Genomic DNA, 16446 nt, shown 5'->3' with positions numbered 1-16446 from the left:
CGAGGTGACCGATGCACTGGCTACGTCACCGCGGCTCGACCGTGCTCGACCGCGTCAGGAATCCAGCGTACACGGGTGATAATCGGTGTCTCCCCTGTACCGGCGTGAACGCCGTTTTCGCCGTTGCCCTCGCCGGAGTCGTCGCGTGGGCGGGGTCGCCGCTCTTGGGTGCTGTCTCACTCGCGGCGTCGGCCGCAGTCATCGGTCTCCGGGGGTATCTGATACCGGGGACACCGACCCTGACACAGCGATACCTCCCCTCGCGGGCGATGGCGTATTTCGAACACGGGCCGGCACAGACGGCCCTCGATTCGCATCCGGAACCGACCGACGTGAGTGACCGCGACCGCGACCGCGACAACGTCCTCGTCGAACACGGCGTGCTTGTGCCGTGCGACGGCGGGGCGGATTTCTGTCTGACGGACGCCGTTCGTTGTGCGTGGACGGACGCACTCGACGCCATCGGTACCGACGTAGACGCCGCACTCTCGGAGTCCGCGCTTGTCGATGCCGAGTCGTCCGAGTTCGTCGTCGACGAATCGGCCGGCGACTTCGCCGTCTCCGTCGATGGGGCGCACGCCGGTCGGTGGCCCTCGCGCGAAGCGTTCCTCGCCGACGCGGCCGGTGCGGTTGCGCTGGCGAGCGAACTCCCGGGATGGCACGGGCTGTCTTCGCGAACGCGAGGCATCGCCCTCGGCGAGCTTCGACTGTTCCTCGACCGCTGCCCGTCCTGCGGCGGCGACCCCGGCTTTCAGCGTCGAACCGAAGCGACGTGCTGTCGGACGCGAACCGTCACGACGATGCGATGTGCGGACTGCGACGCCTCGTTCGTCGAAGTCGTCGGGGCGTGACCCGTTTTCACCACCGCCTGCGGTATCTTTAATATCCCCGCCCCAACTCTCTGAAACAGACGCATGCTAGCTTCACCCAAGAGAGTCGAGAGTGCCGAACACACCGTCGTCTACCACGGTGACGGCGAGTTCTCGGCGTGGCCCTTCAACGGCGGGATGTGGAAGACCGACGATGGCGTGGTCGTCGCGTTCATCAACCACGACTGCGATTACTCGGTGCCCGAGAACCTCCACGACGCCAAGGTCGTTCGCTACGGGAGCGTCGTCTCCCCGACCGAGAACAAGCAGAATCAGCTGAGCCACGCACGCATCGAGACCTACGGCGCTATCCGTGCGATGCGAACGACCGACGGCGGCGACACGTGGACGGACGACGGGGTCATCTCGGATAACGTCGAGACCTCCGAACAGGTGCTCTACAACGAGATTCCGGACATCGAGCCCCACGACTTCTCGAATCGGGACACCCTCATGGCCTGTTGGTCGTCTCCGCATTCAGCGGCCTCGGACGCGGTTCCCTGGGTGAAGCTGTCCGACGACGGTGGGGACTCGTGGAGCGACGCGAAGCGCCTCCCGATGTTCGACTTCGAGCGAATACAGGGCCGTCCGTCGTACATCACTCGCGAAGACGGCACGCTCCTGTTGATGCTGACGGGGAAGACGGGAAGCGACCCCCACGACGTGCCAATCGTGTACGCGTCGTTCGATGGGGGGCAGAACTGGACGTTCCTGTCGCAGATCGACGGGAGCGAGAAGTACCGCATGCTGTGTCCCTCGCCAGTCCTGCTCGAGGACGGGACGCTCGTCGCGGCCGTTCGGTGTAAGATATCAGTCGACTGCGAGTGGACCGAAATCTATCGCTCGACCGACGACGGGCGCAACTGGTCGTTCGTCTCGCGCGTGAACGACCTCGGCGCACCGAGCAAACTCCTTGAGTACGACGGGTCGCTCGTGTGCATCTACGGCTACCGCCACCCGCCGTACGGCATCCGCGCCCGCGTGAGTCACGACGACGGTGCCACGTGGAGCCGCGAATGGATTCTCCGCGACGACGGCGCGAACTACGACCTCGGCTACCCGCGGGCGGCCGTGCTCGACGACGGGACCATCCTCGCCACGTACTATTTCAACGAACAGGACGACGACGTCGCTGTCGACGGGGGTCAACGACACATCGCGGCCACTCGATTCGACCCGACAGAACTACTCACCGAGCGGTGATTTCCCGGCGAACAACCTCGTAACCGCGCTTTTACTCCATGGCCGTGGCACCGTCTCGTCAGACGAGTCGCTGTTTCGATGCACCCCTACTGGTGTCTCGCTCGTCGTCCGCGGCGCAGTCCGCGGGACCGTTAGTCTCCCCGAGTAGGCATACGACGGGTCATCGAGGACGTAATTCTGACAACAAAATATTGTGAGAAACATACAATATAATTTGGGGGCTTGGATTTCTATCTGATTCGGAAGATATTAATTCCAAACTTAAAATAGCATTTATTACACTTTCTAACTAGATATAATAATATGCGCTACTAAATAGTATGTTAAGTGCGGTGGGTAGCTAGAATTGTCTAATTGGGCGATTCGACTCGATGCGTCACTTCGTGGTGGATTATTGCTTAGTTAATACTATATTTATCGGTGCTCTCGTGAGACTGACTTCGCTATACTCTACTTGTGGGAGAGCGAAGTGAACGCCGCCACCCGGTTGCGCGAAACGCTCCCGAACAGCTACCGAGGTTCGAGCGCTCCCGCTACGTGCGGTCGAACTCGTCGTCTATCATCGCCAGCGCCCCGCCGGCGTTGAACAGCAGGCGGCTCACGACCACCCACGTCGGCACCGCGAGGACGACCAACGCGACCGTGCTCGCCACGGGCGACAGCGGCGGCAACAGCCCGCGGTAGAACCACACGATGGCGAACGTCAGGACGATGCGGAGCATCGGCTTGACGGCGACGCTCATCTGTCGTCGTCACCCCGGCCGTCGGTGACGAGCGTCGGCTCGGCGTCGAAGTTCTCGATGCTGAACCGCTCGTCGACGCCCTGCGCGGCGCTCGGGACGCCCGCGCCGGTCTCGAACTCGTCGACGTGGATGCAGGCGGCCTTGTGGCCGCCGGTCGCGCCCGCCACGTCGTCCAGCGTCGGGTCGACCGACGTGCACTCCTCGGTCGCCGCGGGGCACCGCGGGTTGAACGAACAGCCCGACGGCGGGTCGAGCGGCGAGGGAACCTCGCCTTCGAGCACCTGTCGTTGCCGGGCGAGTTCGGGCACCGGCTGGGGAATCGCGCCCAACAGCGCCCGCGTGTAGGGGTGCTGCGGGTTCGAAAACAGCTCGTCGGCGTCCGCGAGTTCGACGATTTCTCCGAGGTACATCACGGCGACGCGGTCGCAGACGTGGCGAATCACGCTGAGGTCGTGGGCGATGAACAGAAGCGTCAGGTCGAACTCCTCCTGCAAATCGTCGAGGAGGTTGAGAATCTGCGCCTGAATCGACACGTCGAGCGCGGAGACGGGTTCGTCGGCGACGATGAAGTCCGGGTCGACCGCGAGCGCGCGGGCGATGCCGACGCGCTGGCGCTGGCCGCCGGAGAACTCGTGGGGGTAGCGGTTCGAGTACTGCGGCGGCAGGCCGACCGTCTCCATGAGTTCGTCCACGCGGGCGTCGCGTTCGCCCTCGTAGAGGCCGTGAATCTCCATCGGCTGTTTGATGATTTGGCCGACGGTCTTCCGGCGGTTGAGACTCGACGCGGGGTCTTGGAAGACGATTTGGATGCGCTTTCGCATCTCCGTCATCTCCCGGTCCGACAGCGCCGTCAGGTCGGTGCCGTCGTAGCTGACCGTCCCTTTCGTCGGTTCGTCCAGCCGGAGGACCGACCGCGCAGTCGTCGACTTGCCGGAGCCGGACTCCCCGACGAGCCCGAGCGTCTCGCCGCGCTCGATGTCGAACGAGACGCCGTTGACGGCTTTCACCGTCTCGTCGGCTCCGAGCAGGCGGTCGATGAAGCCGTCGTTCTGCGTGAAATACTTGTGGAGTCCCGAGACGGACAACAGCGGGTCGTCGCTCATTGGGACGCACCCCCGTCGGTCGCGGGGGCCGTGGGGCCGCCGCCGTCCGCCTCCGCGCGCTCCGTCTCCGTCTCGATGGCCGACGGCGAGAGGTCGTAGCCGCGGGCGTGGAGACACGCCGCCTCCCGACCGGGTTCGACCTCCCGCAGTTCGGGGTCGTACGACTCGCACTCGGCGGTCGCGTGGGGACACCGCGGGTGGAACGAACAGCCCGACGGCAGGTCGGTGAGGTTCGGCACGTCGCCCTCGACGGGCGTCAGCCGGTCGGTGTCGTCGGTCAGCCGCGGAATCGACCGCATGAGGCCGCGGGTGTAGGGGTGCCGCGGGTTCTCGAACAGGTCGTCCACGCCGGCGCGCTCGACGACGCGGCCGCCGTAGGCGACGGCGACGCGGTCGCAGGTCCCGGCGACGACGCCGAGGTCGTGCGTGATGAGGATGATGCTCATCCCGTACTTCTCCTGGAGTTCGTCGAGGACGTTGAATATCTGCGTCTCGATGGTCACGTCGAGCGCCGTCGTGGGTTCGTCGGCGATGAGCACGTCCGGCTCGCAGGAGATTGCCATCGCGAGCAGCGCGCGCTGACGCATCCCGCCGGAGAACTGGTGGGGGTAGTTGTCCACGCGCGAGGTCGGTTCGGGGATGCCCACGTCGGCCATGAGTTCGATGGTCCGCTCGCGGGCCGCCGCGTCCGACACGTCCTGGTGGGTCTTGATGACCCGGCTAATCTGGTCGCCGACGGTGAACACGGGGTTGAGACTCGTCATCGGGTCCTGAAACATCATCGCGATGTCGTTGCCCCGAATCGACCGCATCTCCGTCTCGCTCTTTTCGAGCAGGTCGTCGCCGCGGTAGCGGACGCTCCCCCGCTCGATGCGACCGGGGCTGTCCACGAGTTGGAGCATCGACAGCGCGGTCACGGACTTGCCGGAGCCCGACTCGCCGACGATGCCCAGCGTCTCGCCCTCGTAGAGGTCGAACGACGAGCCGTCGACGGCCTTGACCGTCCCCTCGTCGGTGTAGAACCGCGTGACGAGGTCGCGGATTTCGAGTACCGGCTGTTCGTCCGGGTCGGCGCTCATCGCTCGCCTCCGTCGTTGCGGGGGTCGAGCGCGTCGCGCAGGCCGTCTCCGAGCAGGTTGAACCCGAGGATAGTGACGACGATGACGAGTCCGGGGAACACCGAGTACCACCACTCGCCGCTGTAAAGGTAGCCGCGGGCGTTCGACAGCATCAGTCCGAGGCTCGCGTTCGGTGGCTGGATGCCGAGTCCGAGGAACGACAGCGCGGCGCTGGCGAGGACGGCCGTCCCCATGTAGAGCGTCCCTTGGACCACGACGGTCGGCAGGGTGTTGACGGCGATGTCCTTCACGAGGATGTGTCGGTCGCTCGCGCCGAGGGATTTCGCGGCGTCGATGTAGTCTTCTTCCATCTCCTTGAGGACCGACCCGCGCATGACGCGCGCGAAACTCGGGATGTAGACGACGCCGATGACGGCGATGACCTTCACGATGTTCGGGAGCGTAAAGGAGCCGTACTCCGTGCTTCCCACCCCGAGCACGCCGAGCACCGCGATTGCGAGGATGAGACTCGGGAAGGAAAACAGGATGTCCATGAAGCGCATGACGACCTCGTCGACCCAGGTGTTGCGGTAGTAGCCGGCGATTGCGCCGGCGGTCACGCCGAGCGCCATCGCGAAGCCGACGACGCCGAGCGAGACGGTCATCAGCGTCCGCAACCCGTAGATGATGCGCGAGAGGATGTCCCGACCGTGGTGGTCGGTGCCGAGGTAGGCCGTCGTCGTGCCGACGACCTCGCCGGCGCTGTTCTCGATGAGCATCTCGGTGCCCATCGGCATCGGGTTGTGTTCGCCGTCCGGTGCCTCGAACTGCGTCGTCGGGTCGTGGGGGGCGAGAAACGGCGCGAACAGCGCGGTCAGGAGCATCGTGAGGATGATCGCGCTCCCCACGAGCGAGAGGGTGTTCTGGCGGAACTCCTTCCAGAACATCTCGAACTGACTGTGGTGCGTGCCGGGGGCTTGCGCGGCGGGCACCGCCTCGTCCGTCTGGTCTGTCGTTGCCATGTTAGTTTCCATCGTGTCTGATGCGGGGGTCGAGGTAGGCGTACAGCACGTCCACCGCGAGGTTCGCGAAGACGAACACGCTCGCGATGAACAGGATGAGCGCCTGGATGATGCGGTAGTCGCGGCGGTCGATGGCCAGTATCAGGAGCTTCCCGATACCGGGGAGGTTGAACACCGTCTCGGTCAGAATCGCGCCGTTCATCAGTTGGCCGAGTCCGACGCCGATAACGGTCACGACGGGGATGAGCGCGTTCTTCGAGGCGTCCTTGAGGACGATTTCGCGCGCGCCGATGCCCATCGCGCGGGCGGTCTTGACGTAATCCTGACTGAGCGTGTCCAGCATCTCCGAGCGCATCATCCGGGCGATGAGCGCGGAGTAGGCCGTCCCGAGCGTGATGACCGGGAGGAACAACTGCTGGAGGTTCGCCACCGGGTCGACCCACGGCGGCGTCCAGCCGCCGGTCGCCCACGGGAACGAAAACTGCACCGCGAATATCATGATGAGGATGATACCCAGCCAGAAGTCGGGAATCGAGATGCCCGACAGCGCGGCGATACGCGCGGCGTGATCCGCGGGCTTGTCCTTGCGGACGGCGCTGATGATGCCCGCCGGGATGGCGATGAGAATCGCCGTAATCATGCTGAGAATCGACAGCTCGACCGTCAGCGGGATGCGCTCGACGATGATGTCGGTCACGGGCGTTCCCTGCTGGACCGTCCACGACACGCCGAAGTCGCCTTGGAGGGCGTCGAGCATCCACAGGCCGTACTGGACGTACAGCGGGCGGTTGAGCCCCATCTCCAGTCGAATCTGCCTGACGAGCTCCTCGCTGCTGAGCGGGCCGAGCATCACCCGCACCGGACCGCCCGGCGCGAGGTGGACGAGCGCGAAGACGACGACGCTCACCCCGAGGAGGACGGGCAGGCTCAACAGCAGGCGCTTGAGGACGAACCGGAACATGCTCACGGCTGAGTCACCTCCCGGGTCGCCGCTGGAAATCGACGGGGCTGGCGCGAACGCGTGTGCATCTGTTCGTCACTCACCCTTCGAGACGAAGCGGTAGTTGTCCTGGAACGTGCCCACGTCGTAGTCGTTGACGGCGTTGCGCCACGCTTCGAGCTTGTTCACGTAGGCGATGTCGATCTGGATGCCGTGTTCGACGAGGTACTCCTCCAGTTCCCAGACGATTTCCTTCTGTTCCTGTTCGTCCGTCGAGGCCTGCGCCTCGCGGAGCTTCGAGACGTACCACTCGTGGCCGTTCGAGAAGTCGCCGTCGGCGTCTTCGGGCGCGGCGGGGCCGCTCGGCGCGTAGATGTCTTCGAGGTCGTCCGACGGGTGGTGCCAGTTGTTGTGGTTGTGGTTGTTGTCGGCGTAGCCGGCGTCGAGCCACGACGTGGCGACCGGAATCGACTGCGCCCAGTCTTCCATCGCGGCGTGCCACGTGTCCGTGCTGTACACTTGGTTGAGGAGCGTGGACTTGTCGACGGCGGTGACGCTGGCTTCGATGCCGATTTCAGACAGCTGGTTCTGGATGACGACGGCCTCGTCTTTGAACCACGAGCCCTTGGTGGCGATGATGTCCATCTCGAAGCCGTCGGGGTTGCCCGCGAGTTCGAGTTCTTTCTTGGCCTTCTCGGGGTCGTACATCTGCATCTCCTTGAGCTTCGGCGAGGTCCAGTCGCTGTCGGGGTACCACGGTCCCTTCTGGACCGCGCCCTGCCCGTAGAACACCTCGTCGAGAATCTCCTCGCGGTCGATGCCGAACAGCACCGCGCGGCGGTTGTGCCGGTTGCTCATCGGGTTGCCCTCCGACTCCATCAGATTCACGTACAGCACCTGCGTGAAGTTGCCGGGGACGGACTCGGTCGTGATGTCGGGCTGGCCGCTGAGGCTCTCGAAGTCCTTCGGGGGGACCTTGTCCGTCAGGTCGAGCTGGCCCGAGCGGAGGTTCGCGAGGCGCGTGGAGTCCTCGCCGATGAAGTCGAACTTGAACTCGTCGACGGCGGGCGCACCCTCCTTCCAGTAGTCCTCGTTCTTTTCGAGGAGGACGTGACTCCCGCTTTTCCACTCGACGAATTTGAACGCGCCGGTGCCCGCGCCGGAGGGGTCCTGCGTGAGGTCGGTCGCGAGGCCGCTGGGTCCCTTCCCGTCTGCGGTGTCGCCGCGGGAGCCCTCGGGAACGATACCCTCCAGGCCGCGCGTGAGCCACCAGTTGAGCGTCCCGAACGGCTGAGAGAGGTTGAGCCGGAGCGTCCGGTCACCGACGATTTCGGTGCCCTCGACGAACGGGAGGCGGCTCTTGACCGGCGACTTGTTGTCGGGGTTGAGAATCCAGTCGACGGAGTACTTGAAGTCCTCGACGGTCACTTCGTCGCCGTTGTGGAACGTGATGCCCTCGCGGAGCGTGTATTCGAAGGCGGTCCCGCCGTCGACGGGGTCGGGCACCTCGGTCACGAGGCCGGGCTGGAGTTCGGAGTCGGGCGTCAGTTCGATGACCTCGTCGTAGATGAGGCCGCCGATGGTGCTGGTCGCGGTGTCCGTCCAGAGCGCGGGGTCGAAGTTCCACGGCTCCGCGGCGAGCGCGACGTTGACGCGGACGGTCTCTCCCGAGTTGCCCGACGAACTGCTGTCGGTGCTCCCGCCGCTCGTCTCGGTTCCGTCGGAACCGCCGGAACCACCGGCGTCACCGCCGGTACAGCCCGCAAACGCGGTCGCGCCGACCGCGCTCGCGGCCGCAATAAATTGCCGTCTGTCCATGTTTATCTCGGTAATGTTGTCGTCTGACATTGTTTTCTGGAGCTACGTACACACCCTTGTAGCGGTACGCGTGATACCTTAGCTCATGAAACACCGTTATTTATAGCTTTGGCAACCTCTCACAATCTTGGTACTATATCGCAATGGAGCCGTGCGCGTTCGTTGTGCTACCGCTTCCCAAACAGTTTAACGGGGTGGTTGCAATGTCGGCTTCATGGCGTACGCCAGCACGCTCTCCCTGCGAGAGTTACGACAGGACCTTCACGCTCACCCCGAGTCCGGGTGGAAGGAGTTCCGCACGACCGCCCTCATCGCCGCCGCGCTCGACGACCGCGAGTTCACGCTTCACCTCGGCTCGGACGCCGTCGCTGAAGACGAGCGACTGGGCGTCCCCGACGACGACGCGGTCGCGGCCGCAGTCGAACGCGCACGCGAGGAAGGCGCACCCGAAGCCTATCTCGACCAGATGGGCGGTGTTACGGGTCTCGTCGCCGAGAAGCGCTTCGGAAACGGGCCGACCGTCGGCGTCCGCGTCGACATGGACGCCCTCGAACGCACCGAGTCGAGCGACGAGGAACACCGCCCCGCGAAGTTGGGCTTCGCGAGCACGCATCCCAACGAGATGCACGCGTGCGGCCACGACGGCCACACCGCTATCGGCCTCGGTATCGCCCGCGCCCTCGACGACGACGGCGGGTTCGACGGCACGCTCCGACTGTTCTTCCAGCCGGCGGAGGAGGGCGGCCGCGGCGGCAAACCGATGAGCGAGACCGACCTGCTCGCGGATATCGACTACTTCCTCGCGCTCCACCTCGGCCTCGGCAACCCCACGGGAACCGTCATCGCCGCCTACGAGAACCCGCTTTCGAACGCGAAACTCGACGTGACATTCGAGGGCGCGCCGAGCCACGCGGGCAACGCGCCCAACGAGGGGCGCAACGCGCTCCACGCGGCGACGGCCGCGGTCCAGAACCTCTACGGGATTCCGCGCCACGCCGACGGGACGACCCGCATCAACGTCGGGAAGTTCGAATCGCCCAACCCGCAGAACATCATCGCCGAGGAGGCTCGCCTCCGCGTCGAGGTCCGCGGCGGGACCGCCGACCTGAACGAGTACATGCTCGACAAGGCCCGGCGCGTCCTCGACCACGCCGCGGGCATGCACGACGTATCGGTCGAGACGGGGCTGTACGGGAAGACGGCGACGTTCACGGCCGACGACGAGATGATAGAGGCCGTCCTCGCGTCGGCGGCCGACCTCGACGACGTGACCGAGACGGTCCCGCGACTCGACATCGGCGGCAGCGAGGACGCCTCCTACCTCATCCGGCGCGTGCAGGAACACGGCGGGAAGGCGACCTACGTCGGCATCGGCGCGAGCAACGAGTTCGGCCACCACACCTCGCGGTTCGACATCGACGAAGACGCCCTCGACATCGGTGTCGACGTGGTGTGTCAGACGATTCGCGCACTCTAACGCGGCGGTCCGACCCGGCTGTTCGACCCCGACCAGCCGCGCGTCTCGCCGGCCGTCGTCCCCCTCGACCCGTAGAATCTGCCACGAACACGCACAACTATTATCCGCTGTTCGCGAGTTGAGCCGCACATGCAGGCCTCCCAGCAACGACTCCGCGAGGATATCGAAGCGAACGCCCGTTTCGGCGACATCGACGCGCCGGCGGGGCGCGGCCGCACCGTCCTGACCGGGAGCGACGCAGACCGCCGCGCCCGCGAGTTCCTCGTCGAGCGACTGCGCGACGCCGGCCTCTCGGTCCGCATCGACGCCGTGGGAACCATCGCCGGGCGGTGGGTTCCCGACGGGGCCGACCCCGACGCGCCCCCCGTCGCCGCCGGCAGTCACCTCGATTCGGTCCCCGAGGGCGGCATCTTCGACGGCCCGCTCGGCGTCTACGCGGCGCTCGAAGCGGTGCGGACGCTCCAAGAACGAGACGCCGGCGCGAGCCTCGACCGCCCAATCGACGTCGTCTCGTTCACCGAAGAGGAGGGCGCGCGCTTCTCGCACGGCCTGCTCGGGTCGTCGGTGGCGACCGGTGCGCGCGACGCCGACGACGCGCTCGCGCTCCGCGACGCCGACGGCACGACGCTCGACGCCCACCTCGACGCCATCGGCTTCCGCGGGACCGACACCATCGACGCCGCGGCGTGGGACGCGTGGGCCGAACTCCACATCGAACAGGGGACGGTGCTGGAGTCCGCGGGCGCGGGGGTCGGCGTCGTCGACGCCATCACCGGCATCACGACCTGTGCGGCCGACATCGTCGGCGAGGCCGACCACGCGGGCGCGACGCCGATGGACGAGCGCCGCGACGCGCTCGTCGCCGCCAGCGAGTTCGTCGTCGACTTCCGGGCCGCGGCCGACGACGTGGCGCAGAACCAGAGTTCGACCGCCGTGGGGACCGTCGGCCAGTTCGACGTGGCCCCGAACGCGCGCAACATCGTCCCCGGCGAGGTCACGCTCCAGATGGACATCCGCGACGTGGACTACCGCGCGATGGACGCCATCGCCGAGCGGGCCGAGGCCGCGCTCGACGAACTCGAAGCCGCCCACCCGGTCGAGACGAACTTCGACCGCTACCGCGACCAGCGCCCGAGTCGGATGGCCGACGACTGCGTCGCCGCCGCCCTCGACGCCGCCGCGACCGAGGATATCGACGCGAAACGGATGCACTCCGCGGCGATGCACGATACTGCAAATGTTGCCGGCGTCACCGATGCCGTGCTCCTGTTCGCGCCGTCGGCGGACGGCCTCTCGCACAACCCGCGCGAATGGACCGACTGGGCGGACTGCGCGACCGCGGCGTCGGTTCTCGCTGGAACGCTCGCACGCCTCGCCGGCGCGTGAGTCGCGGCCGACGGCCTGCTCCCGCTTGTGGACTAATCCTTTGTTTTCAGACAGTTCGTGGCCAGATTCGCGCCTCTGTCGCGATTTCGTCGCGGCCGCGTCGCCTGTCTCGATATGTGACACGCGGCTCCGAATCACCCCGTGTTCCGCGTGGAACCCCGTATCCCGGCAGTGCGTGGGCGCTCGAACTCGAACCGTAGTTTTCTACGCCGCGTCGGTCGAATCCCCGTCCCGTGAGTTATCGGATTACCCCCGAGAATCATGCGGATACGCGCTTTACTCCGGGTGTTGTCACTATATGCAACCACTCTCTAAGCCGTATGCGGCGCGACCGCACACAGCGACGCCGAACGGTCGGATATCGAGTGCGAAGCCGATTCCACGTATCCGACAATTGATGGGAGTCCGGCGACGGGCGTCGCTTCGGGTGTGTCTCGGTCCTGTCTCGGGTCGCGCGCTCGTTCACACGCCAGTCGGGTCCCGGCCGTCCCACGGGGGGTCGCTTGCTGGACAATCATCGAGCGATAGCAGCTCTGATAGCCGGTCCCAACACCGTTTTCCCTCGTCCGAGTTCGATTGCAAGATATTCGGAACAGCTATCACACCAGATGGACGTTCTGGTAGCATGCCCGAGAACCCCAACACCGATGCGCCGTCCCGCACGCTGAGCACGGTGGACACGGCGGTCAGCGTCGTCCGGGCGCTCGAGGAGTTGAACGGGGCGCGCGTCGCGGAGTTAGTCGACTACTTGGACCTCTCGAAGTCCACGGTGTACAACCACCTTGCGACCCTGCGGAAGAACAACCTCGTCGCCAAGGAGGGCGACAGCTACCACCTCAGCCTCCAGTTCCTGCTTCTGGGCGAGTACGTGCGCAACCAGCAGATACTCTACCAGGTCGGCAAGGAGGAGGTCGAGGCGCTCGCGGAGAAGACCGGCGAGTACGCTCACCTCTCGACCGAACAGCACGGCCTGCGTATCAGTCTGCTCAAGGTGCGCGGCGAGCGCGCCGTCGGGAGTCAGTACCAGCGCTCGAAGATTCAGCGCCCTGACAACCTCCACGCGTCGTCGACCGGGAAGGCCATCCTCGCGTTCCTCCCGCGCAGTCGCGTCGAGGAAATCGTCGACCAACACGGCCTCCCGGCGAAGACCGACGCGACCATCACCGACCGCGACGAGCTGTTCGACGAACTCGACGCCATCCGCGAGCGAGGGTACGCCTGCAACGACGAGGAGGAAATCGAGGGACTCCGCGCGGTCGGCGCGCCGATTCGCGACCGCAACGGCACCGTCCTCGGCGCGCTGAGCGTCTCCGGGCCGACGAGTCGCATCAAGGGCGAGCAGTTCCGCGACACCATCCCCGAGATGGTCACGAGCACGGCCAACATCATCGAGGTGAACATGAACATGGCCGCGCGGAGTTCGAACAACGGGCGCTTCGACTGAGCCGCACCGGCCGACTTCCATGACATCGATAAGCGTGTAATTCTGAACGGGTTCTCGCGCGCTCTGTCGTCCGACGGTCACTCGACCAGCTCGGTTTGTTGGAACCGGCACTCCGTCGCAGACCGCAGGCAGTTGCCCGCTTCGCCAGCAAAAATACCTGAAATAGTATATTTAGAAAGTAGTATCAAAATACTGTGTTTTCGGTCGGGTCTCCGATGCCGAACTCGAAATCCGTAGTATCGTATTTCTGCGCCTAAAGCGCGACTATTGGGTGTTTCAATCGCAAGCGCCGCGAATGAACAGAGACTGGCTATTGTCCATGTAATCTCAAAATTAAGGATAACTATCGAATTAACTCTGATTTATCCTAAAAATCAAGCATACTATTCCGAATATATCGACATATGGCTAATATAGGATCAACATCTGTCACCCTAATATATCTAGAAAAAATACATATCTTATATTTGTTAGCTTGGCTCCTCCCGAGTTCATTCTTCCGCGTCTCCAGTGAGTGACGGACCGCCGGCTCGACGACTGGTTTTCGGAACTGCGTCGTGTCAGGCGCAGAAACAGGTCACGTCAGCACCCGCGACTCGCCGCGACGCCGATAAATCGGGACCGTCAGTCCAGCCGCGCTTCCAACGACTCGACGAGCGAGTCGTTGCCGATGTAGACCGGCACGCGGTCGTGGATGTCCTCGGGCGTTCCCGAGAGGAGCGACTGTTCGCCGTCGGACGACCGCCCGCCGGCGCACTCGATGATGTAGCCGATGGGGAAGCCCTCGAACTGCTGGCGGAGTTTGCCGCCCGGCGCGTCGGTCTGTGCGGGGTACGCGAAGACGCCGCCGTAGTGGAGAATCTGGTTCACGTCGCCGATCATCGACCCGCCGTAGCGGAGCTTCATCCCCTCGGTGCGTTCGGTCTCGCGGGCGAACGCCTCGAAGTCGTCGAACCAGCGGTTGACCCGGCCGCCGAAGCTGAAGATGGCGGGGTCGCCGGGCAGCGTTAGTTCCTCGCGGAGCGGGCGCTTGATACCCGATTCGAGGATGTACTCGCTGACGACGCCGTCGCGGGCGGCCACGAGCGTCGTCACCGGGCCGTAGAGGATGTAGCCCGCGGCGAGCAGGTTCTCGCCGCCCGTGGGGAGCGGTTCGTCGTAGATGCTGTACAGCGTTCCCATCACGTTGTTCGGCTTCAGGTTCGTCGACCCGTCGAGCGGGTCGAGCGCGACCGAAACTCCCTCGCCGATGTCGATGACGTCGGGGCGCTCCTCGCTGGCGTACTCGCCGACGCCGTCGAGGGGGCGGAGGCGCTTCAACAGCAGTTCGTCGGCGTAGGTGTCGGCTTCCAGTTGGCGCTCGCCGCTGGGGTTCGTGCCCTCTTCGTAGACGCGACGGCCGGGGAGTCCCGCCCGAATCGACGGCGCGGCCGCACAGAGCGTCTCGACGACGGCGTCGACCACGTCGTCCTCCCGACTCGATACGTCTGTCATGCGTTCGACACGCCCTTCGGAGCCGCGGCTGCACCGAAGCGGTTCGACGGAGCGCCGCCGGGCGGCGCGCGGACGAGCGTCGAGGTGGTCGTCATTACCTACTGGTCCCGTGGGCGAAGTATAGTTCTGTCCCCGTGCGTAAGCGTTGCACCGCGCCGACGACGGCGTTGGTGGCGGGTTTTCGACTCGGGCGCTGGTCGAATCCTCAGTCGCAGAGCGGCTGTCGGGGCCGTGCTGAATACAGGCGCGAGTCGGGTATCGGTTCGAAACCGACGGCGTCTCGTGATGCACCAGCGTCGAGTCACGGACCATCATGCAGCTGTGAGAGAGAACAGGTAGAGAAACAGTAGAATCGAACTGCCAAACGTCAATGCTCCGTACAGCGGCACAGACTTCCACGACGAGATTCGGCTGCACCGGTTCGACACGAGAGTTCCGACTGCTGACAGTCCCAGAAGGCCGTACACGATTGGCATTCCTTCCATCGAGAGATAGCCACCGATAACCTCCACAGCAATCATTGTAGAAAGGAATCCACAACAGACAGCGAGGAGGGCAGCGCTGGACCGTCGCTTAATCGTCAATCCCATACGATGTTATGACAATCTGCTATAATAAATTCGTTGTCGCTCAGTGGAAGCAGATTACCGAGCGTCGAACAGGCGTTCGAACACGACCGTCGGGAACTGCGGTTCGAGCCGGCTCGGCGGCCGGCCTTTCCGTTCGACGCGCTCCGCCGTGACCCGGCGGGTGATGCCGTCTTCTGCGAGTTCGTAGAGGATGCGCTTGACCGTGGTCGGTGAGAGGTCGACCGATTTGGCGATGTGCTGGCTTGTCGCCTGCACCGACTGCTGTTGGTCGGGGCGCAACGCGAGGAGTTCGTGGAGCACCTGCCGGCGGTTCTCCGGGAGCGAGAACACGCGGCCGAGCGAGACGCAGGGTTGGGGGACCGCGGCGATTCCGGCGGCGACGTCGGCGGCCGTGATGCTCCGGTGTTGGTTGCGGACCGCTTCGTCGGCCGCGCCGAACAGCGCCGCGAGCGCGTCGTGAGCGTCGCCGTCGGCCCACTCCGCGATGTCGCGAGCGAGTCGGTGGTCGAGCGTCCGCCGCGACCCGGCCGCCGACACTCGCGTCATCAGCACGTCGACGAGCACCTGACTCTGGTACGGTTCGAACTGAATCGCGCCGGCCGTGTAGTCGGTCAGCACCGTCTCGTCGGGCGGCGCGCGCCCGATAGCCAGCCAACTGACTTTGCTCGGAAGCCCGGCACAGAGGTCGACGAACGCCTCGCCGTCGAGCGTCCCCGGCTCTTCGAGGTGGTCGACGGCGACGACGGCACCCGTCTTCGGCCCGTCGAGCGCGTCCTTGAGCCGCGACTGGAGCGCCTCGGTCTTGATACCCTGCTTGGGCACGGACTCATCGACGAGCGCGTCGAGCACGGCGTGGTAGAACGCGAACGCGCTCGTCGTCTCGCGCGCGTCGACGTAGACGAACCGCGGCGCGAACGTCGCCTGCACGCGGGTCGTCGTGTGGATGGCGGCGTTGTTGACGCTCGACACGCGGACGAGGTGGTCGAACAGCGCCGTCACGACCGCCGACTTCCCCGACCCTTTGGGGCCGTAAACGTAGGCGTTCGGCGGGAGGTGACCGTCGAACACCGGGTCGAGGTAGTCGAGCAGTCGCTCTAACACCGGTCCACAGTTCACCGGGTCGTCGGTGTGCGCGACCGGCGAGAGCGAGTCGTAATCGACGAGGAGGCGAGGCTCACCGTCCCGGCGTTGCCGACGTTGGATCCTCGCTTCGATGTCCATGTCGTAGTGGTAGTTCCGAAATGGGAGGTATATCAGTTCTGACTGCTTACGGCTGCGGTACGTCTGTGGTCGCCCGGT

General features: G+C 65.1%; 13 protein-coding genes. 5 read left to right on the top strand and 8 right to left on the bottom strand.

Going from position 1 to position 16446, the window contains the following annotated elements; genetic code table 11:
- Positions 1–11 precede the first annotated feature (11 nt).
- Complete coding sequence (locus DVK03_RS12400) at positions 12–851, top strand: hypothetical protein (RefSeq protein ID WP_233521780.1); 840 nt, start codon at positions 12–14, stop codon at positions 849–851.
- Between the two features lie 63 nt (positions 852–914).
- On the top strand, positions 915–2072 hold the full coding sequence (locus DVK03_RS12395) for a sialidase family protein (protein WP_115803080.1): 1158 nt from the start codon (positions 915–917) through the stop codon (positions 2070–2072).
- 533 nt (positions 2073–2605) lie between these two features.
- Here the strand turns inward: DVK03_RS12395 and DVK03_RS12390 are convergent.
- The 6 genes from DVK03_RS12390 to DVK03_RS12365 form a co-directional block, all read right to left on the bottom strand.
- Positions 2606–2815: a hypothetical protein gene (locus DVK03_RS12390; RefSeq protein ID WP_004062765.1), complete on the bottom strand. Its 210-nt coding sequence runs from the start codon at positions 2813–2815 to the stop codon at positions 2606–2608.
- Positions 2812–3918 (bottom strand): ABC transporter ATP-binding protein, encoded by a 1107-nt coding sequence (locus tag DVK03_RS12385; protein WP_004042006.1) that lies wholly within the window; start codon positions 3916–3918, stop codon positions 2812–2814. The genes DVK03_RS12390 and DVK03_RS12385 overlap by 4 nt, the downstream gene beginning before the upstream one ends.
- Positions 3915–4997, bottom strand: coding sequence for an ABC transporter ATP-binding protein (locus DVK03_RS12380; RefSeq protein ID WP_004062763.1), 1083 nt, complete (start codon positions 4995–4997; stop codon positions 3915–3917). Before DVK03_RS12380 ends, DVK03_RS12385 begins: the two co-directional genes overlap by 4 nt.
- Positions 4994–5998: an ABC transporter permease gene (locus DVK03_RS12375; protein WP_004062762.1), complete on the bottom strand. Its 1005-nt coding sequence runs from the start codon at positions 5996–5998 to the stop codon at positions 4994–4996. The genes DVK03_RS12380 and DVK03_RS12375 overlap by 4 nt, the downstream gene beginning before the upstream one ends.
- Before the next feature lies 1 nt (position 5999).
- The gene (locus DVK03_RS12370; protein WP_004062761.1) at positions 6000–6959 is read right to left on the bottom strand and encodes an ABC transporter permease; all 960 of its coding nucleotides are present in this window, start codon (positions 6957–6959) and stop codon (positions 6000–6002) included.
- 75 nt (positions 6960–7034) lie between these two features.
- Positions 7035–8786: an ABC transporter substrate-binding protein gene (locus DVK03_RS12365; RefSeq protein WP_115803079.1), complete on the bottom strand. Its 1752-nt coding sequence runs from the start codon at positions 8784–8786 to the stop codon at positions 7035–7037.
- Positions 8787–8970: 184 nt separating this feature from the next.
- Between DVK03_RS12365 and DVK03_RS12360 the strand changes: the two genes are divergently transcribed.
- The 3 genes from DVK03_RS12360 (at position 8971) to DVK03_RS12350 (ending at position 13063) form a co-directional block, all read left to right on the top strand.
- A complete protein-coding gene (locus DVK03_RS12360; protein ID WP_004062759.1) occupies positions 8971–10233 on the top strand; it encodes an amidohydrolase in 1263 nt (420 codons plus the stop codon).
- A 129-nt stretch (positions 10234–10362) separates the two neighbouring features.
- Positions 10363–11619 carry a M20 family metallo-hydrolase gene (locus tag DVK03_RS12355; protein ID WP_115803078.1) on the top strand — a complete coding sequence of 419 codons (1257 nt, stop codon included), beginning with the start codon at positions 10363–10365 and terminating at the stop codon, positions 11617–11619.
- Positions 11620–12244: 625 nt separating this feature from the next.
- Positions 12245–13063 carry an IclR family transcriptional regulator gene (locus DVK03_RS12350; protein ID WP_006601246.1) on the top strand — a complete coding sequence of 273 codons (819 nt, stop codon included), beginning with the start codon at positions 12245–12247 and terminating at the stop codon, positions 13061–13063.
- Positions 13064–13687: 624 nt separating this feature from the next.
- Here the strand turns inward: DVK03_RS12350 and DVK03_RS12345 are convergent.
- Positions 13688–14557, bottom strand: coding sequence for a class 1 fructose-bisphosphatase (locus DVK03_RS12345; RefSeq protein WP_115803077.1), 870 nt, complete (start codon positions 14555–14557; stop codon positions 13688–13690).
- A gap of 644 nt (positions 14558–15201) precedes the next feature.
- Positions 15202–16368, bottom strand: coding sequence for a Cdc6/Cdc18 family protein (locus tag DVK03_RS12335; RefSeq protein WP_115803075.1), 1167 nt, complete (start codon positions 16366–16368; stop codon positions 15202–15204).
- Positions 16369–16446 lie beyond the last annotated feature (78 nt).

Origin of the sequence: Haloferax sp. Atlit-109R, from assembly GCF_003665865.1 — an archaeon.
Lineage (GTDB): Archaea > Halobacteriota > Halobacteria > Halobacteriales > Haloferacaceae > Haloferax > Haloferax volcanii.
Note: the sequence above shows the minus strand (reverse complement) of the source record. Positions and strands in the feature narration are given on the sequence as shown.